Genomic DNA, 19,316 nt, shown 5'->3' on the forward strand with positions numbered 1-19,316 from the left:
CCGGGTTTGTGGTTAACACCCCCCCCCCTCCCTTGGGCCGGGGGGTTTGGGTGTTTATCGCCCCCCGGGGGGGGGCGAGTCCCCCGGGGGGGGGGGGGGGGGGGGCCCCCGGGGCGGCCCCGGGCCCCCCCCCACGCCCGAGGGCGGTGGCACCGGCGGTCCGTGCGGACCGGGGTGCCACCGCCCTCGTGGGGATGCGGGGAGTGGCGGGGATCAGGCGGCCGAGTCGGCCGTCCACTGGGCCCAGCTCATGTTCCAGCCGTTGAGACCGTTGTCCGGGGCGATGGTCTTGTCCGGGGAGTTCTTCACGACGACCACGTCGCCGACGAGCGAGTGGTTGTAGAACCACGCGGCGGGCTGGTCGGCGTCGCCGGCGCCCTTGACGTCCTGGAGACCGACGCAGCCGTGGCTGGTGTTGGCCGAGCCGAAGATGCTGGAGCTGCCCCAGTAGTTGCCGTGCACGAAGGTGCCGGAGCTGGACAGGCGCATGGCGTGCGGGACGTCCTTGATGTCGTACTCACCCTTGCCGTCGTCGTCGGTGAAGCCGACCGTGGCGCCGTCCATGCGGGTCTCCTTGTACTTCTCGGAGATCACCATCTGGCCGTTGTACGTGGGGTTGTCGGGGGAACCGGCGGAGATCGGGATCGTCTTGATCGTCTTCCCGTCCTGGGTGACCGTCATGGTGTGCGCGGCCGCGTCGACGGTGGAGACCTGGTTGCGGCCCACCTTGAAGGTGACCGTCTTCTGCTGCACGCCGAAGACGCCGTCGGCGCCCTCGACACCGTCCAGCGCGAGCTTCAGCGTGACGGTGGAGCCGCCCGTCCAGTAGTCCTGGGGGCGGAGGTCCAGACGCTGCGAGTTGAACCAGTGGCCGACGACTTCCTGGCCGCTGCTCGACGTGACGGTGATGCCGGCCTGGACGGCCGCCTTGTCGGTGATCGCCTTGTTGAAGTTGATCGAGACCGGCATGCCGACGCCGACGGTGGAGCCGTCCTCGGGGGTGAAGTTCCCGATGAAGCTGTTGTCGGGCGAGACGGTCGTGAAGGAGCCGTTCTCGTGCGCCACGCGGCCCTTGGAGTCCTTCGCCGACGCGTTGACCTTGTAGGTGGTCGAGCGCTCCAGCTGCGCGGCGGGCTTCCAGCTCTTCCCGTCCGCGGCGAGCTTGCCCTCCACGGAGTCGCCGTCGGCGGTCGTCATGGCGACGGTGGTCAGCGTCCCCTTGGCGACGGTGACCTTGGCCGCGTTGTTGATGCTGGCGTTGGTGGAGCCGTTCTTCGGCTCGATCGATATCTGGGCCTCGGACACGTCCTGGGCCGCGGCCTCGTCGACCTGGGCCTGGGACTTCTGAGAACTGCCGGCACTCGAGGGGCTCGAATCGTCGCCGCCGCTGCACGCCGAGAGCACCAGCACGCCGCCGAGCAGTGCGGACGCGGCCATGAGGCCCCTGCGCCGCTTGCTGTCCGTGATCACACGCTTCTCCATCGTTGCCAATTCCCCAAAATCCCCGTAACGGCGCCCGCCAGATGCGGATTCCCGTCAATGTTCCAGAACCCCGGTCGGTGGCGATCCGTTCCACATCCGCGGGGGATGTGGGGAACACCACTCATCGACGCGTCCACGGCGGCCTTTGGTTCCCGCCTCCGTGCGACCGGCCCGGCGCGGGTCCGGTCCGGGCCGTCGGGCGGCCCGGACCGGGTGCCCTCACGGGTCGGACCGGTCGCCGCGCACGGCCGTCCGCGCGGTCTTCGCTTCCCGCCTCCGCCTCCTCGGCTCGGCCCGCGGGCTACTTCCTCCCGGCGGCCCCGGCGGCCCCGCTGTCGTCACTGGCCCCGCCTTCCTCGTCGTCGTCGGCGTCGTCGTCGTTATCGGATTCGTACGCGTACGCGTCGTACTCGTCGTCGTCATCGGCGTCGGGATCGTGCTCGACGGCCTCACTGCTCCACGATGCCTGCACGAGCTCGACGCCCGGCACGGCGCCGACCAGGTCGAACGGGTCGATCAGCGAAGCGAGTGCCTCTGCGGCATCTGCCCGGACCAGGGCCTCGGCATGCCTGCGTTCCTGTTCCGTCCCGTGGTCGTCGGGGTCGGGGAGGGCGTCCTCGTACTCGGCGGCGACCGATTCCAGGGCAGTGCCCGTCAACGCTTCCAGGTCGGTGATCTCCACGACCAGCTCCACCTGGAGGCGGATGAACGCGGGCTGCGGCGCGCCCTCCTCCGCCGCCTCCCGGGTGTCCCGTGCCAGGCCCCGTGCCATGTTCTCGGTGTGCTCGTTACTCTCCGTGCTCTCGGTGCTCTCGGTGCTCTCGGTGTGCTCTGCGGCGTTCTCCGATGTGCTCATGGGCCGGAGCGTAGGGCTCCGGCTGTCGCGCGCTCCGGCGACCCGCTGCGGACGGTGCGCCCACGGGGCGGTGCGCGCGGCAGAGGGCCGGACGCGCCGGGGCGGCGCGGTGCTCCTTGATGAAGGTCGTACCATCGGCCCACGGGGGTCAACTCAAGGTCGTCGTCAGGGGATCGAATCTGTGACCATCACTCGTCGCACACTGCTGACCGTCTCCGCCGCGGGCATCGTGCTCGGCGCGCTCTGCTTTGTACCGTCGGCGAAGAACACGCACGACACGTCCTCGCACACCGCGGCGGCGAGAACCGCCGCCACCACCCCGGTGCAGCGTGAGAACGAGTCGTACGGCTCGTCGAGCCGGTCGTTCGCCCAGGGGGGCAACGGCTCCGGCGCGGGCACCACGCCGTACTTGATCGGCGGCACCGTCCTGCTGGGTCTGGGCGCGGGATACGTCGCCCGCTCGGACCGCAGGACCTCCTCGCCCGCCTGACAGCCACCGCCCGGCCCGCCCGCCCCCTCTGCGGAGCCGGCGGGCCGGGTGCGTCAGCCCAGCGGTCCGGTGACCCGCTCGACGGCCCGGACCAGCCCGCCGCTCCGGACGAACGCGTCCGCGGCGGCCAGGTCCGGGGCGAGGAAACGGTCCGGCCCCGGCCCCTCGGCGCCCGCCTCGCGCAGCGCCTCCACTGCGGCGCGGGAGGCGGGCGCGGGGAACAGTCCTCCGGCGGCGCGCAGTTCGACACCGCGTGCCGCCGCGTACAGCTCGACCGCGACGATCCGGGTGAGGTTGTCCACGGCGGTACGGAGCTTCCGCGCGGCCGACCAGCCCATCGAGACGTGGTCCTCCTGCATCGCCGAGGAGGGGATCGAGTCGGCGGACGCGGGCACGGCCAGCCGCTTCATCTCGCTGACCAGGGCGGCCTGGGTGTACTGCGCGATCATGAGACCGGAGTCGACCCCGGCGTCGTCGGCGAGGAACGGCGGCAGCCCGTGCGAGCGGTTCTTGTCCAGCAGCCGGTCGGTACGGCGTTCGCAGATGGAGCCCAGGTCGGCGGCGACGATCGCCAGGAAGTCGAGGACGTACGCGACCGGGGCGCCGTGGAAGTTGCCGTTGGACTCCACCCGGCCGTCCGGCAGCACCACCGGGTTGTCGACGGCTGCGGCGAGCTCCCGGTCGGCGACCGTGGCCGCGTACGCCAGGGTGTCCCGGCCCGCCCCGTTGACCTGGGGCGCGCAGCGTACCGAGTAGGCGTCCTGGACCCGCGGCGCGTCGTCCTGGTGGTGGCCGGTGAGGCCGGACCCCTCCAGCACCCGCAGCATGTTGGCGGCGCTGACGCCCTGCCCGGGGTGCGGGCGGATGGCGTGCAGCTCGGGGGCGAGGACCTTCTCGGTGCCCAGCAGCGCCTCCAGGGAGAGCGCGGCGGTGATGTCGGCGCCGGTGTAGAGGGCGCGCAGGTCGGCGAGGGCCATCACCAGCATGCCGAGCATGCCGTCGGTGCCGTTGAGGAGGGCGAGGCCCTCCTTCTCGCGCAGTTCGACCGGGGTGATGCCGTGCTCGGCGAGCAGTTCGGCGGCGGGGCGCACGGTTCCGTCCGGTCCCTCTGCCTCCCCCTCGCCCATCAGCGCGAGGGCACAGTGCGACAGCGGGGCCAGGTCGCCGGAGCAGCCGAGCGAGCCGAACTCGTGGACGACCGGGGTGATGCCGGCGTTGAGGAGGTCGGCCATGGTCTGCGCGACCTCGGGGCGTACGCCGGTGTGGCCGGAGGCCACCGTCTTGAGCCGGAGGAACATCAGGGCGCGCACCACCTCCCGCTCCACGTGCGGGCCCATGCCTGCGGCGTGCGAGCGGACGATGTTGCGCTGGAGGCGTCCGCGGAGCTCCGGGCTGATGTGGCGGGTGGCGAGGGCGCCGAAACCGGTGGAGACGCCGTAGACGGGTTCGGGCCGGGCGGCGAGCGCGTCGACGGTCCTGCGGGCGGCGGCGAGGGCGTCCAGGGCTTCCGGGGACAGGACCACGCGCGCGCCCTCGCGGGCCACGGCCAGGACGTCCTCGGCGGTGGTGCCGGAGGTTCCCAGCACGACAGTGTGCATATCCATATTCAGAACCCTACGTACTGAAACTGGCCATGTCACCAGGGTCGGGACACCGGTCGAGGTACCGGGCGGGACAGGGGCGCGTCATCCGCGGGTCATCGGTGCCCACGGGCAGGGCCCCTTACCGCCCCGCCCGGGTCCTCAGGGTCGGTTGCCCCGGAGCCTGCGGCGGTCGTGGGCCGGGGTCGGCGGTGAGTCGGCCAGCCGCATCACCTCGCCGTCCCGCCCGGCCACCACCGGGCCCACCGCGCGACCGGCCTTCGCGCGGTACTGCGCGGCGTCCGCGAGCCGGAAGAGGCGCCGCGCCGAGCGCACCGGCCCGATCGGGTCGCCGGTCGAGGCGACCCCGCAGGCCACTCCGTCGCCCAGCTCCAGCGCGGCGGCGCGCTCGCAGAGTTCGGTGGCGACCCGGACCACCTCGTCCGCCCCGGGGCCCACCGAGATCAGGCAGAACTCGTCACCGCCGAGCCGGGCGGCGAGCGCGCCCGGCAGTATGGCCCCGCACAGCGAGAGCACGGAGCCGAAACGTTCCAGCAGGCGGTCGCCGACGGCGTGGCCGAGGGTGTCGTTGACCGATTTGAGCCCGTTCAGGTCGCAGACCACGAGGCTGACCACGGCGTCCTCGGCCCGGTGCAGCTCCACCGCCTCGTCCAGCCGGATGTCCACGGCCCTGCGGTTGGCGAGGCCGGTCAGCGGGTCGGTGAAGGCGAGCTTGCGCACCTCCTCCAGCCGCTCGGTCTGCGCGATGCCCGCCGCGACCACGGCGGCGAGCACCGTCGCGAAGTCGGCGTCGTCCCGGTCGAAGACGGGTGCCCCCGCCGGGCGGGCCACGTACAGCTCGCCCCAGGCCCGGCCGTGCAGCACGATCGGCGCCACCACGCAGCACCCCCGGCCACGCCGCTGGAGCGCGGCGACCCGCTGGTGGCAGAACGGGCGGGCGCCCCGGGCCGGCGCACCGGTGGGCCGCCCCTGCACGGTCTCCACCCAGGCGTCGGGTTCACCGCCGCCCGCCCAGCGCTCGTGCAGGAACTCGGTGATCTCCGGGAACTGGTGGACGGGGTAGGCCTCCTCCTCGGGGAACTCCTCCTCCCCCTCGGCCCGCTCCCCGGCGTTCACCAGGACCCTGAGCCTGCCCCGGTCGCGCTCCCACACGGAGAGCGCGGCGAAGGAGCCGCCCAGCGCGTCGCAGGCGCCCACCGCCGCGGCCCGCCACGACTCCTTCGCGGTGTAGGCCGCCGCCATCGTCTGCGCCAGCGAAACCACCGCCCGCAGTCGCACATCGTCACCACCCATCTCACCAGCTTATGTACGTATCGGCTGGTGTGATCGCGCGGCGAGTCCGAGCAGGGACGACGGCTCGCGGGCTCCCCCGGCTCCCCCGTCACCTCGGGTCACCCCAGGCCGGGCCACCGCGGCTTCCGCTTCTCGTTGAACGCGGCGACGCCCTCCGCCCGGTCGCCGGAGAAGGCCACCGTCCGCCAGGCCGCGTCCTCCACCTCCAGCCCCGTCCGCAGGTCCAGCCCGTGGCCGAGCCGGAGCGCCCGCTTCGCGGCCCGCAGGCCGACCGGGGAGTTGGCCGCGATCCGGCCGGCGAGCGCCAGTGCGGCGTCCCGGTCCGTACCCTCCTCCACCAGCTCGTCCACCAGCCCCAGGGCGTGGGCCTCCACCGCCTCCACCCGGCGCGCGGTGAAGATCAGCTCGGCCGCCCGGGCCGCGCCGACCCGGCGGGGCAGCAGCTGGGTACCGCCGCCGCCCGGGATCACTCCGACCGACACCTCGGGCAGCCCCACCACGGCGGTGCGGTCGGCCACGATCACGTCGCAGGAGAGCGCCAGCTCGAAACCGCCGCCGAGGGCGTAGCCGTGCACGGCGGCCACGGTCGGCATGGGCAGCTCCAGCACCCCGCCGTACGCGGCGCGCGAGACGGGCCGCTGCCGGCCCATGTCGGCGTCGGTGTAGGAGTTCCGCTCCTTGAGGTCCGCGCCCACGCAGAAGGCGCGCGGGTGGCTGGAGGCGAGGACGGTGACCCGTACGTCCGGGTCCGCGCCGAGCGCCTCGCAGGCGGCGGCGATGGACCGGCCCAGTTCGGAGGAGACCGCGTTCATGGCCTTCGGGCGGTCGAGCACCAGCTCCGCGACGTGCGCGGGCTCCGTGTGGTGCCGTACGACGACGAACTCCCCGAACCGCTGCTCGGACGTGACACTCATGGTTCCATCCCTCCGGTGGTGACGTTCCGGGGGAGCTTAAGGGCTGTCCAGCGCTGTGTTGCGGGAAACCCGGAGTCGGCTCAGCGACCGCCCGCGCGCGGGCCGCGCCGGGTGAGCATCCACGGTTCGACCACGCCGAGTCCGCGGACCGGCCGCTGCCACATGGGCTGGAGCTGGAAGCGGTAGGCGGGCGGTGCGGGCTCGTCGGCGGGCTTCCGCCCCTCCTTCTCGGCGAGCCGGGCCCGCTCGGCCGCGGCGGCGGCCTCCTCGGCAGCCCGGGCCTCGGACTCGGGGGAGTCGCCCGTACGGATCAGCTCCTCGGCGAACGCCCCGTCCACCAGGACGGCGTCCTTCGGAGCTATCGACGTGAGCCGGCTGGCCAGGTTCACCGTCGTGCCGAAGACATCGCCCATCCGGGTGGTGACGGTGCCGAAGGCGATGCCCACACGCAGGGCGGGCATGGTGGCGTCGGCGGACATCGCCTCGATGAGCCGGAGCGCGATCTCGGCGGCCGTACCCGCGTCGTCGGCGGCGAAGAGCACTTCGTCACCGAGGGTCTTCACCAGTCGGCCGCCGTGCGCGGCCACCAGGTCGGCGGCGGTCGTCTCGAAGGCCTCGACCAGCTCGCCGAGCTCCTCCTCCTCCAGCCGCCGGGTGAGCCGGGTGAACCCGACCAGGTCCGCGAAGCCCACCGCGAGCCGCCGGTCGACCATCTCCTCGTCGTCCTGCGCCTGTACGACCCGCCCGGTGGAGGCCGCCAGCTGGCGGCGCCACACGTAGACGAGGAACTCCTGGAGCTCCGGCAGCAGCAGTTCGACCAGGGGGTAGGTGACCTCGGTCCGGGTCATCCCGGGCTCCGGGGGCTCGGTGAGGCCCTCCAGGAAGGAGTCGATCTGCCATTCGGCGAGGCGGGCGGTGGTCTGGCCGGTGGAGCGGGCCACCTGGATGGCCATCGGCTCGCTGAGCAGGCCGGCCTCGACCAGGCCGGCGAGGCGGCGCAGCGCCAGCACGTCGGCTTCGGTGAGCGCCTTGGCCTGCCCGATGTCGGCGAAGCCCATGGCCCGCCAGAAGCGCGAGGCGAGGTCCATGGAGACGCCGGCCGTACGGGCCGCCTGGAAGGGGGTGTACTGGCGCTCGGCGCCGAGGATCAGCTGTTCCAGCCGGATCGCCAGCGGATCGTCGGTCGGTTCGGCCGTGTGATCGACCTCGTGATGGGGCGTGGCATGGACCGAGGGGTCCGACGAGGGCCTCGCGCCCGCGCCCGAACCCGTGTCACCGACGGTCACCAGCCGCCTCCTGCCCGTTCCCTGCGCACTGCCCTGCCGATCTGTCGCTGGATCGCCTCAACGATACGGCAGGTGTGCCCTGGCTCACGTCGTCGTCGGCGCGGTCCGGGTGCGTCGGACGTGACGACTCACGCTTTCGCACTCCGGCGCGCACCGCGTTCACCCGTCGGGGCGGCGCGTGTTCACTCTCCGTACGCCGCCCCGCGCACACCTGCCCACTGCTGGAACATTCACACGAACCGACCACAAAGCGACCACGGAGCGACCACGAACCGATCGCGGAAGGACTGCCGACCGCAGGCGGAACCACCCGCCGGCCCCTCCCGCCGTCAGACCAGCCCGCCCGCGGCGCCGCGCAGATGCACGATGTCGCCCGCCGACACCGGCTGCTGGAGCCCGTCGTCGGTGGCGAGGATCAGCCGGCCGTCGCCGTCGACCGCGACGGCCTGTCCGACCACCGAGCGGTCGCCCGGCAGCTCGGCCCGTACGCTCCGGTCGAGCGTGGCGCAGCCGGCCGCGTACGCCGCCTGGAGCCCGCTGCGGGCCGCGTCGCCGCCTGCCGCCCGCCACTCGCCGTACCAGTGCTCCAGCGAGCGCAGGACGCCCCGCAGCAGGGTCTCGCGGTCGAGCGAGACGGCTCCGGCGAGGGCGAGGGACCCGGCGGTGGGGGCGGGGAGTTCGCCGGCGCGGAGCGAGACGTTGATGCCGAGGCCGACGACGACGCCGTCCCCGGCGCGTTCGGCGAGGATGCCGCCGGTCTTGCGCTCGGCGCCGTCCACGCTCACCAGCAGGTCGTTGGGCCACTTCAGCGCCATGTCCACCCCGGCGGCCCGGGCCAGTCCCGTCGCGGCGGCGACCCCGGTGAGCAGCGGCAGCCACCCCCAGCGCTCCACGGGTACCTCGGTGGGCGCGAGGTACACGGAGAGGAAGAGCCCGGAGCGCGGCGGCGCGGTCCACACCCGGTCGAGTCGGCCGCGACCGGCGTTCTGCACCTCGGCGACGAGCACCGCCCCCTCGGCGAGCGGGTTCCCCGAGGCGGCTCCGGCGACTCGGGCCGCGAGGTCCGTGTTGGTGGAGCCTGTCTCCTCCACCACGTCGAGCGAGGTCCACAGCGCGCCCGGACGCAGCAGTCCGCGGCGGAGCGCGGCGGTGTTCAGGGGCGGCCGGTCCAGGTCCGACCAGCGGTTCGACTGCGCATCCGGTGGTGTCATGCAAGCCACCCTAGGTGTGGCAAAGGACGCACTGCCGATCCGTGGGCCCGCCGATACGCTACGAAGCAGTAGCTGTACAGGAACGAGGGCTTCCGTGGGTGCGTGCCGGGCCCGTCTCCGCGGACCGAGCCCCCGTCATGGACCGTGACCAGGCAGGGAGCCGCCACCCGATGTCCGAGCCGCAGAGCGAGATCCACACCACCGCGGGCAAGATCGCGGACCTGCAGCGCCGTATCGACGAAGCCACGCACGCGGGTTCCGAGCGCGCGGTCGAGAAGCAGCACGCGAAGGGCAAACTCACCGCGCGGGAGCGGGTGGACCTGCTCCTCGACGAGGGTTCCTTCGTGGAGTTGGACGAGTTCGCCCGTCACCGCTCCACCAACTTCGGGATCGAGAAGAACCGCCCGTACGGGGACGGGGTGGTGACCGGGTACGGCACGGTCGACGGCCGTCCGGTGTGCGTGTACTCCCAGGACTTCACGATCTTCGGCGGTTCGCTGGGCGAGGTATACGGCGAGAAGATCGTCAAGGTCATGGACTTCGCGCTGAAGACCGGCTGCCCGGTCATCGGCATCAACGACGGCGGAGGCGCCCGCATCCAGGAAGGAGTGGCCGCGCTCGGGCTGTTCGCCGAGATCTTCCGGCGCAATGTGCACGCCTCCGGGGTGGTGCCGCAGATCTCGCTGATCGTCGGCCCCTGTGCGGGCGGCGCGGTCTACTCCCCCGCGATCACCGACTTCACGGTCATGGTCGACCAGACCTCGCACATGTTCATCACGGGGCCCGACGTCATCAAGACGGTCACCGGCGAGGACGTCGGCTTCGAGGAGCTGGGCGGGGCGCGCACCCACAACACCACCTCCGGTGTGGCACACCACCTCGCGGGCGACGAGAAGGACGCCATCGAGTACGTCAAGTCCCTTCTGTCGTACCTTCCTTCGAACAACCTCTCGGAGCCGCCGGCCTTCCCGGAGGAGGCCGACCTGGAGACGACCGACGAGGACCGCGAGCTCGACACGCTGATCCCGGACTCGGCGAACCAGCCGTACGACATGCACACCGCCATCGAGCACGTGCTGGACGACGCCGAATTCCTGGAGACCCAGGCGCTGTTCGCGCCGAACATCATCACGGGCTTCGGCCGCGTGGAGGGCCGTCCGGTCGGGATCGTCGCCAACCAGCCGATGCAGTTCGCCGGTTGCCTGGACATCGACGCCAGCGAGAAGGCCGCGCGTTTCGTCCGCACCTGTGACGCGTTCAACGTGCCGGTGCTGACCTTCGTGGACGTGCCGGGCTTCCTGCCGGGCGTGGACCAGGAGTACGGCGGCATCATCCGCCGGGGCGCCAAGCTGATCTACGCGTACGCGGAGGCGACCGTCCCGCTGATCACGGTCATCACCCGCAAGGCGTTCGGCGGGGCGTACGACGTCATGGGCTCCAAGCACCTGGGCGCCGACGTCAACCTCGCCTGGCCGACCGCCCAGATCGCCGTCATGGGCGCGCAGGGCGCGGTCAACATCCTGCACCGCCGTACGATCGCCGCCGCCGAGGACCCCGAGGCGACCCGCGCGCAGCTGATGGCGGAGTACGAGGACGCACTGCTCAACCCGTACGTCGCGGCCGAGCGCGGTTACGTCGACGCGGTGATCATGCCCTCCGACACCCGCAAGCACGTCGTGAGGGCGCTCCGGCAGCTGCGCACCAAGCGCGAGTCCCTGCCGCCGAAGAAGCACGGCAACATCCCGCTCTAGTGCCGCGCCCGGCAATGTTTGCCCCATGAGGAGCGGTGGTCGGTGCGTGCCAACGCAGCGAGTGCGCGTGCCGACCACCGCGACGGGGCAGAGCTTGCCGGGCACGGTACTGGACAGGGACACGAGCGTGCAGACGTACGAGGACGGATTGGAGCCCGCCATGATCAGGGTCGTACGGGGCAACCCGACCCCAGAGGAACTCGCCGCCGCTCTGGCGGTGGTCCGGGCGCGCGCCGCTTCGGCGGCGGTGGTACCGGACACCGGAACCCCGCCGCCCGCGCAGTGGTCCGACCCGGCGCGGATCGCCCGCGCCGCGCGGGCCCTGCCGGGGCCGACGGCATGGGCCCGCACCTACTGGCCCGTCTGAGCGGCGCGGACACCCGGTCGCCGAGGGTGACCGGACCGGGGCGGACGGGTGGTTGAGTACCCGTACTCAGGCAGAAGGGCGGCGGGCGGAGCAGGATCGGAAGCATGCTGTGGTCCGACCCCGACAACCGCCCGCCGAAGGAACTGCGCGACGCCCAGGAGATGCTGCGGCGCGCGGGGTTCCTCCTGGCGCTGGCCATGGTGATCGCGATGTTCGTCGTCGGGCTGCGCTGAGGCCGCGGTCCGTACGCACCCCGCTCCCGGCCCTGCTCTTCCGCGCCCGGGTCCTACGATGGCTCGCATGACTGCTCAGCGCCGGCTCGTGCTCGCCTCCGCCTCCCCCGCCCGTCTCGGCCTGTTGCGGCAGGCGGGCTTCGCCCCCGACAAGATCGTCAGCGGGGTGGACGAGGACGCACTCTCGGCACCGACCCCCGGAGAGCTGGCGCTCGTCCTGGCGCGGGCGAAGGCCACTGCCGTGGCGGCGCTCCCGGAGGCGGCCGGCGCCCTGGTGGTGGGGTGCGATTCGGTGCTCGACCTGGACGGGGAGGCACTGGGCAAGCCCGCCGACGCCGAGGAGGCCACCGCCCGCTGGCAGGCGATGCGGAGCCGCGCGGGAGTACTGCGGACCGGGCACAGCGTGATCGACACGGCGAGCGGGCGCACGGCGTCCGCGACCGCGTCCACGGTCGTCCGCTTCGGCGATCCCACCGACGCCGAGATCGCCGCCTACGTCGCCACGGGCGAACCGCTCCATGTCGCGGGGGCGTTCACCCTGGACGGCCTCTCGGGCCCGTTCGTCGACTCCATCGAGGGCGACCACTCCAACGTGATCGGGCTGTCGTTGCCGCTGCTGCGCCGACTCCTCGGAGAACTGGGCGTCTCGGTCACGGAGTTGTGGGACTGATCACCGGCGGCGCCGGGGTTCCTCCGGTCTCGGTCGCCCGGCGCCCGGGGCCGTACCCGATCAGGGTGCCGACGAGCAGCGCCAGCGCGACCATCAGGCAGGCGAAGGCGTACCAGCCGACCAGGCCCACCGCCAGGGCGCCCAGCACCCCGTGCGCGACGGCGGTGACGATGAGCGCGATGCGGCCCACCCGGCCCGGGGCGCGGTCGCGCACGGCGGCGGTCAGCGCGATCAGCGCGACGATCACCAGCAGGGCCGCCGAGACGCCGCCCATCACCCAGGCGCCGGCGCTCATGGCGCCGGGCTCCAGGCCCGCCAGGGACATGTTCTGATTCTCCGCCACCGTCGCGAGGACCGTGTTGACGATCGCCACGCCGACGGCCTCCGCGAGGAGAACGAGCGCGGCCAGGACGGCCACCGGTCTGCGCACCACGGCGCCACCCCCTGTTACCCATAGTTACAACCGACACCGCGGACCCTACTAACCGGTAATCATCAGGACAAGAGCTCTCACACGTCCGGCGGGGTTCGGCCGTGCGGCAAGGGAATTCATCACCCGTTCGTGGGGACCCGACAAAGAAAAGCCACCGGTCGTTGCGCCTACGGACAGAGACCTGGACCACACCTCGTGGCTACTGTGCGGTTGAGGATCGCGGCGTACCGTGGTCCGACAAGGGATTTTGCGACTCCGGAAGCCTTGAAATCACGCTCCGTGCGGGCAAGCTCACCCATGGGGACGGGTCGTACGGCCGTGTTGGTAGTCCCTAAACTCAGCTTGTTCCTAGGAGGGAGTCATCGTGCGCAAGGTGCTCATCGCCAACCGTGGCGAAATCGCTGTCCGCGTCGCTCGGGCCTGCCGGGACGCCGGGATCGCCAGCGTCGCCGTCTACGCCGATCCGGACCGGGACGCTCTGCACGTCCGCGCCGCCGACGAGGCGTTCGCGCTGGGCGGTGACACCCCGGCGTCCAGCTATCTGGACATCGCCAAGGTGCTGCGCGCCGCCGCCGACTCGGGCGCCGACGCCATCCACCCGGGGTACGGATTCCTGTCCGAGAACGCGGAGTTCGCCCAGGCGGTGCTGGACGCCGGACTGACCTGGATCGGCCCGCCGCCGCAGGCGATCCGCGACCTCGGTGACAAGGTCGCCGCCCGGCACATCGCGCAGCGCGCCGGTGCCCCGCTCGTCGCCGGCACCCCGGACCCGGTCTCCGGCTCCGACGAGGTCGTGGCGTTCGCGCGGGAGCACGGCCTGCCCATCGCCATCAAGGCCGCCTTCGGCGGCGGCGGGCGTGGCCTGAAGGTCGCCCGCACCCTCGAAGAGGTCCCCGAGCTGTACGACTCGGCCGTCCGCGAGGCGGTCGCGGCGTTCGGCCGGGGCGAGTGCTTCGTCGAGCGCTACCTCGACAAGCCGCGCCACGTCGAGACCCAGTGCCTCGCCGACCAGCACGGCAACGTCGTCGTCGTCTCCACCCGCGACTGCTCGCTCCAGCGCCGCCACCAGAAGCTGGTCGAGGAGGCCCCGGCCCCCTTCCTCTCCGAGGAGCAGAACGCCCAGCTGTACGCCGCGTCGAAGGCGATCCTGAAGGAGGCCGGCTACGTCGGCGCCGGCACGGTCGAGTTCCTCGTCGGCACCGACGGCACGATCTCCTTCCTGGAGGTCAACACCCGCCTCCAGGTGGAGCACCCGGTCACCGAGGAGGTCACCGGCCTCGACCTGGTCCGCGAGATGTTCCGGATCGCCGACGGCGAGGAGCTGGGGTACGGCGACCCGGCCGTGCGCGGTCACTCCTTCGAGTTCCGCATCAACGGCGAGGACCCGGGCCGTGGCTTCCTGCCCGCCCCGGGCACCGTCACCACCTTCGACGCCCCGACCGGCCCCGGTGTCCGGCTCGACGCGGGTGTCGAGTCCGGCAGCGTCATCGGCCCCGCCTGGGACTCGCTCCTGGCCAAGCTGATCGTCACCGGTGCCACCCGTGAGCAGGCGCTCCAGCGCGCCGCCCGCGCGCTCGGCGAGTTCACCGTGGAGGGCATGGCGACGGCCATCCCGTTCCACCGCGCGGTCGTGGTGGACCCGGCGTTCACCTCGAACCCGTTCCGCATCCACACCCGCTGGATCGAGACCGAGTTCGTCAACGAGATCAAGCCCTTCACCTCTCCCGCCGAGGCGGACGAGGACGAGGGCAACCGGGAGATCGTCGTCGTCGAGGTCGGCGGCCGGCGCCTGGAGGTCTCGCTCCCCTCGTCCCTCGGCATGAGCCTCGCCCGTACGGGCCTGGCGGCCGGTGCGAAGCCGAAGCGCCGCGCGGCGAAGAAGGCAGGCTCCGCCGCCTCGGGCGACACCCTCGCCTCCCCCATGCAGGGCACCATCGTCAAGGTGGCCGTGGAAGAGGGCCAGGAGGTGAAGGAGGGCGACCTCATCGTCGTCCTGGAGGCCATGAAGATGGAGCAGCCCCTCAACGCGCACCGCTCCGGCACGATCAAGGGCCTGGCCGCCGAGGTCGGCGGTTCGCTCTCCTCCGGTGCCGCGATCTGCGAGATCAAGGACTGACGGCACCACCGGCGCCCGGACCGCCCCGGCACCTCCCGGAAGCGCCCCGGGAGTCCTTGCGGAAGCGGTCCGGCACCTCCCGGAAGGCTTCCGGAAACCGACAGGCCCCACCCGGCCCGTACGCCCACCGCGTACGCACCGGGCGGGGCCTGTCCGCGTACGGGGTGCGCCATCCCCGCGCGGAAACGGCCATCACGACGGTCGCCGGAGCGTTCGTCGGAACGGTCGCCGAGCGGTCAGGGGCGGTTCCGGGACGGTCCGGGGGCGGGTGCGGCGGAGCGCGGTGGCATCCTGGAGCCGAGGAGACCCGGGAGGACGACCCCACCATGGCCAGCGTGACGCCGCCCCGTACGACCCCGAGCACGGCACCCGCACCGAGCGCGGCCGGTCCGCGTCCGGACCCCGTCCGGCCCGACCCCGACCGGCCGGACGGCGGCCCTTCGGCGCCCGTACCCGGGCGGCCGATGCGGGCGGACGCCCGCCGCAACCGCGACCGGCTGGTCGGTGAGGCCCGTACCCTCTTCGCCGAACAGGGCACCGACGCCTCGCTGGAGGATCTCGCGCGGCGCGCGGAGGTCGGGATCGGCACGCTCTACCGGCACTTCCCCACCCGGCACGCGCTGATGAACGCGGTCTTCCAGGACGCCCTGGCGGACCTGATCGCCCACTCGTACGCTCTGGCGCGGGCCGAACAGCCGTGCCGGGCCCTGGTGGAGTGGCTCGGCGCGATCGTCCGGCACGCGGGCGAGTACCGGGGACTGGCGCAGGCACTGCTGTCGGCCTCGCGGGACGACACCTCGGCCCTGGCGCCCTGCCATGTACCGCTGCGCGAGGCGGGGGCCCGCCTGCTGGCCCGGGCGCAGCGGAGCGGTTCGGTGCGGACGGACGTGTCGATCGGAGATCTGATGCAGCTGACGAACGCCATCGCGCTGGCGGCGGAGCAGAACCCGGAGGACCCGGAACTGCCCGACCGGCTGCTCCTGCTGACGCTGCAAGGGCTCAAGGGCAGGGCGGACACGGCGCCGGGCAGCGCCTGAGGGCTGTCCCACGCAGAGCGGTGGTGCTCCTCAGCGGCGGCGCAGGTCCGCCACCCGGGCGCGGTCGGGCCCTGCGTCGGCCATGACCGCAGCGCTCCGCAACTGCTGCCCGAGGCCGCCGTTCTGCGTACGGCGCTGCCCCGGCAGCGGCATCTCGCGCCGCTGTCTGCCGCCGGGCGGCACACCCTCCGATGCGGACGGGCCACAGGCGCCGGAGTCGGCGTCACCGCCCGCGAGGGTGATCTCCACGCCTTGGTCGGCCAGGGCCTGGATCTCTGCGGCGGCCCGCTCGTCGTGCAACGGGGGTTCGTCCGTGACCAGCCGGGTGACGAGTTCCGTCGGCACCGTCTGGAACATGGTGTCGGCGCCCAGCTTGGTGTGGTCGGCGAGGACGACCACCTCGGCGGCGGCCTGCACCAGTGCCCGGTCGACGCTGGCCGAGAGCATGTTGGACGTGGAGAGCCCGCGCTCGGCGGTCAGCCCGCTCCCGGAGAGGAAGGCCCGGGAGACCCGCAGCCCCTGGAGGGACTGCTCGGCACCGCTGCCGACCAGGGCGTAGTTGCTTCCGCGCAGGGTGCCCCCGGTCATCACGACCTCCACGCGGTTGGCGTGGGCCAGGGCCTGGGCGACCAGCAGGGAGTTGGTCACGACGGTCAGGCCGGGCACCCTCGCGAGCCGGCGGGCCAGCTCCTGCGTGGTCGTGCCGGCGCCGACGACGATGGCTTCGCCCTCACCGACCAGGCCGGCCGCCACGTCGGCGATGGCCGTCTTCTCCGCGGACGAGAGATGGGATTTCTGCGGAAAGCCGGACTCCCGCGTAAAACCGCCCGGCAAGACCGCACCGCCGTGCCGGCGGTCGAGGAGTCCTTCTGCCTCCAGCGCCCGCACGTCCCGCCGTACGGTCACTTCGGAGGTCTGGACGACGCGGGCGAGCTCACGGAGCGATACCGCCCCGTTGGCCCGCACCATTTCGAGGATCAATTGACGACGTTCTGCAGCGAACACAGAACTGACAGTAACGTGACCCACGCGCGTTTTCAGCGTATTGGGCCGAATTGCAGAAGTTGGCAACAGAGTGGGTCACCAAGTGATATAAGCGGAACCGATGTTGTCAGACTCGCCTGCGGAGTCGCCGTCAGTTGCCGCCGAATTGACTGGAACGTGCACACAACTGGTCGAAGAGCGGTCGACGCGATCCGCCGCTCCCGATCAACAGGCCCCGCAGTAGCGGCGGTTGCCGCGGTGCGGGGCCTGACAGGAGCGGACGCCGCCGACGGACGCCGCCTAGATCTCGCCGTCGAGCTTCCGGGTGTGCAGCTGACGCGCCACCTCGGCGATCGAACCCGACAGAGACGGGTACACGGTGAACGCGTTCGCGATCTGTTCCACCGTCAAGTTGTTGTCGACCGCGACCGAAATCGGATGAATCAGTTCGCTGGCGCGCGGCGCGACGACGCAGCCGCCGACCACGATGCCGGTGCCGGGGCGGCAGAAGATCTTGACGAAGCCGTCGCGGATGCCGAGCATCTTGGCGCGCGGGTTGCGCAGCAGCGGGAGTTTGACGACCCGGGCCTCGATCTTGCCGGCGTCCACGTCGGCCTGGGTGTAGCCGACGGTGGCGATCTCCGGGTCGGTGAAGACGTTGGAGGAGACGGTCTTCAGGTTCAGCGGGGCCACCGCGTCGCCGAGGAAGTGGTACATCGCGATCCGGCCCTGCATCGCGGCGACCGAGGCCAGCGCGAAGACGCCCGTGACGTCACCGGCGGCGTAGACGCCGGGGGCGCTGGTACGGGAGACCTTGTCGGTCTTGATGTGGCCGGACTCCTTGAGGTGGACGCCGGCCTCCTCCAGGCCCATGCCCTCGGTGTTCGGGATCGCGCCGACCGCCATCAGGCAGTGCGTGCCGGAGATGACGCGGCCGTCCGCGAGGGTGACCTCGACCCGGTCGCCGACGCGCTTGGCGGCCTCGGCGCGGGAGCGGGCCATGACGTTCATGCCGCGGCGGCGGAACACGTCCTCCAGCACGGCAGCGGCGTCGGGGTCCTCGCCCGGCAGCACCCGGTCGCGGGAGGAGACGAGGGTGACCCGGGAGCCGAGCGCCTGGTAGGCGCCGGCGAACTCGGCGCCGGTGACGCCGGAGCCCACCACGATGAGCTCCTCGGGGAGCTCGTCGAGGTCGTAGACCTGGGTCCAGTTGAGGATGCGCTCGCCGTCGGGCTGGGCGTCCGGGATCTCGCGGGGGTGACCGCCGGTGGCGATCAGCACCGCGTCGGCGGTGAGCCGCTCCTCGCTGCCGTCGGCGGCGGTCACCACGACCTGGCGGGAGCCGTCGGCGGCCTGGAGGCCCTCCAGCCGGCCGCGTCCGCGCACCACCCGCGCGCCGGACCGGGTGACGGAGGCGGTGATGTCGTGGGACTGGGCGAGCGCGAGGCGCTTGACCCGCCGGTTCACCTTGCCGAGGTCGACGCCCACCACGCGGGCGGCCTGCTCCAGGTGCGGGGTGTCGTCGGCGACGATGATGCCCAGCTCCTCGTAGGAGGAGTCGAAGGTCGTCATCACCTCGGCGGTGGCGATCAGGGTCTTGGAGGGGACGCAGTCGGTGAGTACGGAGGCTCCGCCGAGACCGTCGCAGTCCACGACCGTGACCTCCGCCCCGAGCTGGGTACCGACCAGTGCCGCCTCGTAGCCGCCGGGGCCGCCGCCGATGATTACGATCCTGGTCACGAAATGTCCGCCTCGCGTGGTGTCATCCCACGGCCGTCTGCCGTCCCGGCCGGGGGTCCGGGGGATCGCCCCGGGGGAATGCAGTACGCCCCCCATTGTCCCGCACCCGCCAAGCCGCTTCGCCCCGGGGCCCTCCATCCGGGCACCGGAGCCGTCCTCGCAGCTCGCGCGGGGTGGGGCGGGCCCCGGCCCGCCGGCTGCGGCCGTTCCCTCTCCCGGGCTGTTCCTCCCCGGAGTTCGGCACGTCGCTCCGCATCTCCCGTACCCTCGGACTCATGTCGCTCTACGCCGCGTACGCCGGCAACCTCGACGCGCGGCTGATGACGCGCCGCGCACCGCATTCCCCACTGCGCGGTACGGGCTGGCTCAACGGCTGGCGGCTGACCTTCGGCGGGGAGCAGATGGGCTGGGAAGGGGCGCTGGCGACGGTCGTCGAGGCGCCGCGCTCCCAGGTGTTCGTCGCCCTGTACGACGTGGCGCCGATGGACGAGGACTCCCTGGACCGCTGGGAGGGTGTCGGTCTCGACATCTACCGGCGGATGCGGGTGCGCGTGCACACCCTGGACGGCGAGGAGCCGGCCTGGATGTACGTGCTCAACGGCTACGAGGGCGGCCTGCCCTCCGCCCGCTACCTCGGCGAGGTGGCCGACGCCGCGGAGTCCGCCGGGGCCCCCCACGACTACGTCATGGAACTGCGCAAGCGCCCCTGCTGACCCGGTGGACACCTGGGTCCATCAGGGCCTCTCGCGCCCCGCTCGCACCTTTCCGCACCCCGGCTCACACCCTCCTCTTCGTAGGAAATGACGAAAGGTCGGAACAGACTCCGTGCAGGTCCATCTACGCGCGTAGGGA

Annotated in this window: 18 protein-coding genes; 8 read left to right on the forward strand and 10 right to left on the reverse strand. The window is 72.4% G+C overall.

The genetic code is table 11. The features are described from left to right. Positions 1 to 213: 213 nt before the first annotated feature. Together ACFYPN_RS08180 and ACFYPN_RS08185 are read right to left on the reverse strand one after the other, a co-directional pair. Positions 214 to 1,482 carry an Ig-like domain-containing protein gene (locus ACFYPN_RS08180; protein ID WP_358765517.1) on the reverse strand — a complete coding sequence of 423 codons (1,269 nt, stop codon included), beginning with the start codon at positions 1,480 to 1,482 and terminating at the stop codon, positions 214 to 216. A 301-nt stretch (positions 1,483 to 1,783) separates the two neighbouring features. Further along, a complete protein-coding gene (locus tag ACFYPN_RS08185) occupies positions 1,784 to 2,338 on the reverse strand; it encodes a hypothetical protein (RefSeq protein ID WP_389297336.1) in 555 nt (184 codons plus the stop codon). A gap of 181 nt (positions 2,339 to 2,519) precedes the next feature. On the opposite strand from ACFYPN_RS08185, the gene ACFYPN_RS08190 reads away from it, so the two are divergent. Beyond that, positions 2,520 to 2,828 (forward strand): hypothetical protein, encoded by a 309-nt coding sequence (locus tag ACFYPN_RS08190; RefSeq protein WP_358765519.1) that lies wholly within the window; start codon positions 2,520 to 2,522, stop codon positions 2,826 to 2,828. A 53-nt stretch (positions 2,829 to 2,881) separates the two neighbouring features. Here the strand turns inward: ACFYPN_RS08190 and hutH are convergent, their stop codons facing one another. The 5 genes from hutH to ACFYPN_RS08215 all read right to left on the reverse strand — a co-directional run bounded on the left by hutH (position 2,882) and on the right by ACFYPN_RS08215 (position 9,133). Next, positions 2,882 to 4,426 (reverse strand): histidine ammonia-lyase, encoded by a 1,545-nt coding sequence (hutH, locus tag ACFYPN_RS08195; RefSeq protein ID WP_389297601.1) that lies wholly within the window; start codon positions 4,424 to 4,426, stop codon positions 2,882 to 2,884. Positions 4,427 to 4,570: 144 nt separating this feature from the next. Then, positions 4,571 to 5,722, reverse strand: coding sequence for a GGDEF domain-containing protein (locus ACFYPN_RS08200; RefSeq protein ID WP_358765521.1), 1,152 nt, complete (start codon positions 5,720 to 5,722; stop codon positions 4,571 to 4,573). A 98-nt stretch (positions 5,723 to 5,820) separates the two neighbouring features. Then, a complete protein-coding gene (locus ACFYPN_RS08205; protein ID WP_389297339.1) occupies positions 5,821 to 6,636 on the reverse strand; it encodes an enoyl-CoA hydratase/isomerase family protein in 816 nt (271 codons plus the stop codon). A gap of 80 nt (positions 6,637 to 6,716) precedes the next feature. Further along, positions 6,717 to 7,922, reverse strand: a complete 1,206-nt coding sequence (locus ACFYPN_RS08210; RefSeq protein ID WP_358765523.1) for an adenylate/guanylate cyclase domain-containing protein — start codon at positions 7,920 to 7,922, stop codon at positions 6,717 to 6,719. A gap of 329 nt (positions 7,923 to 8,251) precedes the next feature. Continuing rightward, positions 8,252 to 9,133 carry a biotin--[acetyl-CoA-carboxylase] ligase gene (locus ACFYPN_RS08215; RefSeq protein ID WP_389297341.1) on the reverse strand — a complete coding sequence of 294 codons (882 nt, stop codon included), beginning with the start codon at positions 9,131 to 9,133 and terminating at the stop codon, positions 8,252 to 8,254. 170 nt (positions 9,134 to 9,303) lie between these two features. Here ACFYPN_RS08215 and ACFYPN_RS08220 point away from each other — a divergent pair, with 170 nt between their 5' ends. The 4 genes from ACFYPN_RS08220 (at position 9,304) to ACFYPN_RS08235 (ending at position 12,154) form a co-directional block, all read left to right on the forward strand. Then, positions 9,304 to 10,884: an acyl-CoA carboxylase subunit beta gene (locus tag ACFYPN_RS08220; RefSeq protein WP_389297343.1), complete on the forward strand. Its 1,581-nt coding sequence runs from the start codon at positions 9,304 to 9,306 to the stop codon at positions 10,882 to 10,884. A gap of 160 nt (positions 10,885 to 11,044) precedes the next feature. Beyond that, positions 11,045 to 11,251 (forward strand): acyl-CoA carboxylase epsilon subunit, encoded by a 207-nt coding sequence (locus ACFYPN_RS08225; protein ID WP_358765540.1) that lies wholly within the window; start codon positions 11,045 to 11,047, stop codon positions 11,249 to 11,251. A gap of 104 nt (positions 11,252 to 11,355) precedes the next feature. After that, positions 11,356 to 11,484 (forward strand): morphogenic membrane protein MmpB, encoded by a 129-nt coding sequence (gene mmpB / locus ACFYPN_RS08230; RefSeq protein WP_358765527.1) that lies wholly within the window; start codon positions 11,356 to 11,358, stop codon positions 11,482 to 11,484. Positions 11,485 to 11,542: 58 nt separating this feature from the next. After that, positions 11,543 to 12,154, forward strand: a complete 612-nt coding sequence (locus ACFYPN_RS08235; RefSeq protein WP_358765528.1) for a nucleoside triphosphate pyrophosphatase — start codon at positions 11,543 to 11,545, stop codon at positions 12,152 to 12,154. Here ACFYPN_RS08235 and ACFYPN_RS08240 read toward each other — a convergent pair. Next, positions 12,135 to 12,584, reverse strand: a complete 450-nt coding sequence (locus tag ACFYPN_RS08240; RefSeq protein WP_389297603.1) for a hypothetical protein — start codon at positions 12,582 to 12,584, stop codon at positions 12,135 to 12,137. The genes ACFYPN_RS08235 and ACFYPN_RS08240 overlap by 20 nt on opposite strands. Before the next feature lie 367 nt (positions 12,585 to 12,951). Here ACFYPN_RS08240 and ACFYPN_RS08245 point away from each other — a divergent pair, with 367 nt between their 5' ends. Both ACFYPN_RS08245 and ACFYPN_RS08250 read left to right on the forward strand, forming a co-directional pair. Continuing rightward, positions 12,952 to 14,703 carry a biotin carboxylase N-terminal domain-containing protein gene (locus tag ACFYPN_RS08245; RefSeq protein ID WP_358765530.1) on the forward strand — a complete coding sequence of 584 codons (1,752 nt, stop codon included), beginning with the start codon at positions 12,952 to 12,954 and terminating at the stop codon, positions 14,701 to 14,703. 464 nt (positions 14,704 to 15,167) lie between these two features. Beyond that, a complete protein-coding gene (locus ACFYPN_RS08250) occupies positions 15,168 to 15,740 on the forward strand; it encodes a TetR/AcrR family transcriptional regulator (protein WP_389297605.1) in 573 nt (190 codons plus the stop codon). A gap of 30 nt (positions 15,741 to 15,770) precedes the next feature. Here ACFYPN_RS08250 and ACFYPN_RS08255 read toward each other — a convergent pair whose 3' ends face one another. Together ACFYPN_RS08255 and ACFYPN_RS08260 are read right to left on the reverse strand one after the other, a co-directional pair. Beyond that, the gene (locus ACFYPN_RS08255; protein ID WP_358765532.1) at positions 15,771 to 16,745 is read right to left on the reverse strand and encodes a DeoR/GlpR family DNA-binding transcription regulator; all 975 of its coding nucleotides are present in this window, start codon (positions 16,743 to 16,745) and stop codon (positions 15,771 to 15,773) included. A gap of 279 nt (positions 16,746 to 17,024) precedes the next feature. Beyond that, positions 17,025 to 18,464, reverse strand: coding sequence for an NAD(P)H-quinone dehydrogenase (locus ACFYPN_RS08260; RefSeq protein ID WP_358765534.1), 1,440 nt, complete (start codon positions 18,462 to 18,464; stop codon positions 17,025 to 17,027). A 275-nt stretch (positions 18,465 to 18,739) separates the two neighbouring features. Here ACFYPN_RS08260 and ACFYPN_RS08265 point away from each other — a divergent pair, with 275 nt between their 5' ends. Beyond that, positions 18,740 to 19,177, forward strand: coding sequence for a gamma-glutamylcyclotransferase (locus tag ACFYPN_RS08265; RefSeq protein ID WP_275492381.1), 438 nt, complete (start codon positions 18,740 to 18,742; stop codon positions 19,175 to 19,177). Positions 19,178 to 19,316 lie beyond the last annotated feature (139 nt).

This window comes from Streptomyces sp. NPDC005576 (assembly GCF_042871745.1).
In the GTDB taxonomy this organism is placed as follows: domain Bacteria; phylum Actinomycetota; class Actinomycetes; order Streptomycetales; family Streptomycetaceae; genus Streptomyces.

What these genes read in the sequence shown, in the direction of transcription:
- ACFYPN_RS08225 (WP_358765540.1), top strand. Translation starts at nt 11,045, where the DNA reads ATGATCAGGGTCGTACGGGGCAACCCGACCCCAGAGGAACTCGCCGCC.
- hutH (WP_389297601.1), bottom strand. Translation starts at nt 4,426, where the DNA reads ATGCACACTGTCGTGCTGGGAACCTCCGGCACCACCGCCGAGGACGTC.
- mmpB (WP_358765527.1), top strand. Translation starts at nt 11,356, where the DNA reads ATGCTGTGGTCCGACCCCGACAACCGCCCGCCGAAGGAACTGCGCGAC.
- ACFYPN_RS08200 (WP_358765521.1), bottom strand. Translation starts at nt 5,722, where the DNA reads ATGGGTGGTGACGATGTGCGACTGCGGGCGGTGGTTTCGCTGGCGCAG.
- ACFYPN_RS08180 (WP_358765517.1), bottom strand. Translation starts at nt 1,482, where the DNA reads ATGGAGAAGCGTGTGATCACGGACAGCAAGCGGCGCAGGGGCCTCATG.
- ACFYPN_RS08250 (WP_389297605.1), top strand. Translation starts at nt 15,168, where the DNA reads ATGCGGGCGGACGCCCGCCGCAACCGCGACCGGCTGGTCGGTGAGGCC.
- ACFYPN_RS08235 (WP_358765528.1), top strand. Translation starts at nt 11,543, where the DNA reads ATGGCTCGCATGACTGCTCAGCGCCGGCTCGTGCTCGCCTCCGCCTCC.
- ACFYPN_RS08265 (WP_275492381.1), top strand. Translation starts at nt 18,740, where the DNA reads ATGTCGCTCTACGCCGCGTACGCCGGCAACCTCGACGCGCGGCTGATG.
- ACFYPN_RS08185 (WP_389297336.1), bottom strand. Translation starts at nt 2,338, where the DNA reads ATGAGCACATCGGAGAACGCCGCAGAGCACACCGAGAGCACCGAGAGC.
- ACFYPN_RS08215 (WP_389297341.1), bottom strand. Translation starts at nt 9,133, where the DNA reads ATGACACCACCGGATGCGCAGTCGAACCGCTGGTCGGACCTGGACCGG.
- ACFYPN_RS08220 (WP_389297343.1), top strand. Translation starts at nt 9,304, where the DNA reads ATGTCCGAGCCGCAGAGCGAGATCCACACCACCGCGGGCAAGATCGCG.
- ACFYPN_RS08205 (WP_389297339.1), bottom strand. Translation starts at nt 6,636, where the DNA reads ATGAGTGTCACGTCCGAGCAGCGGTTCGGGGAGTTCGTCGTCGTACGG.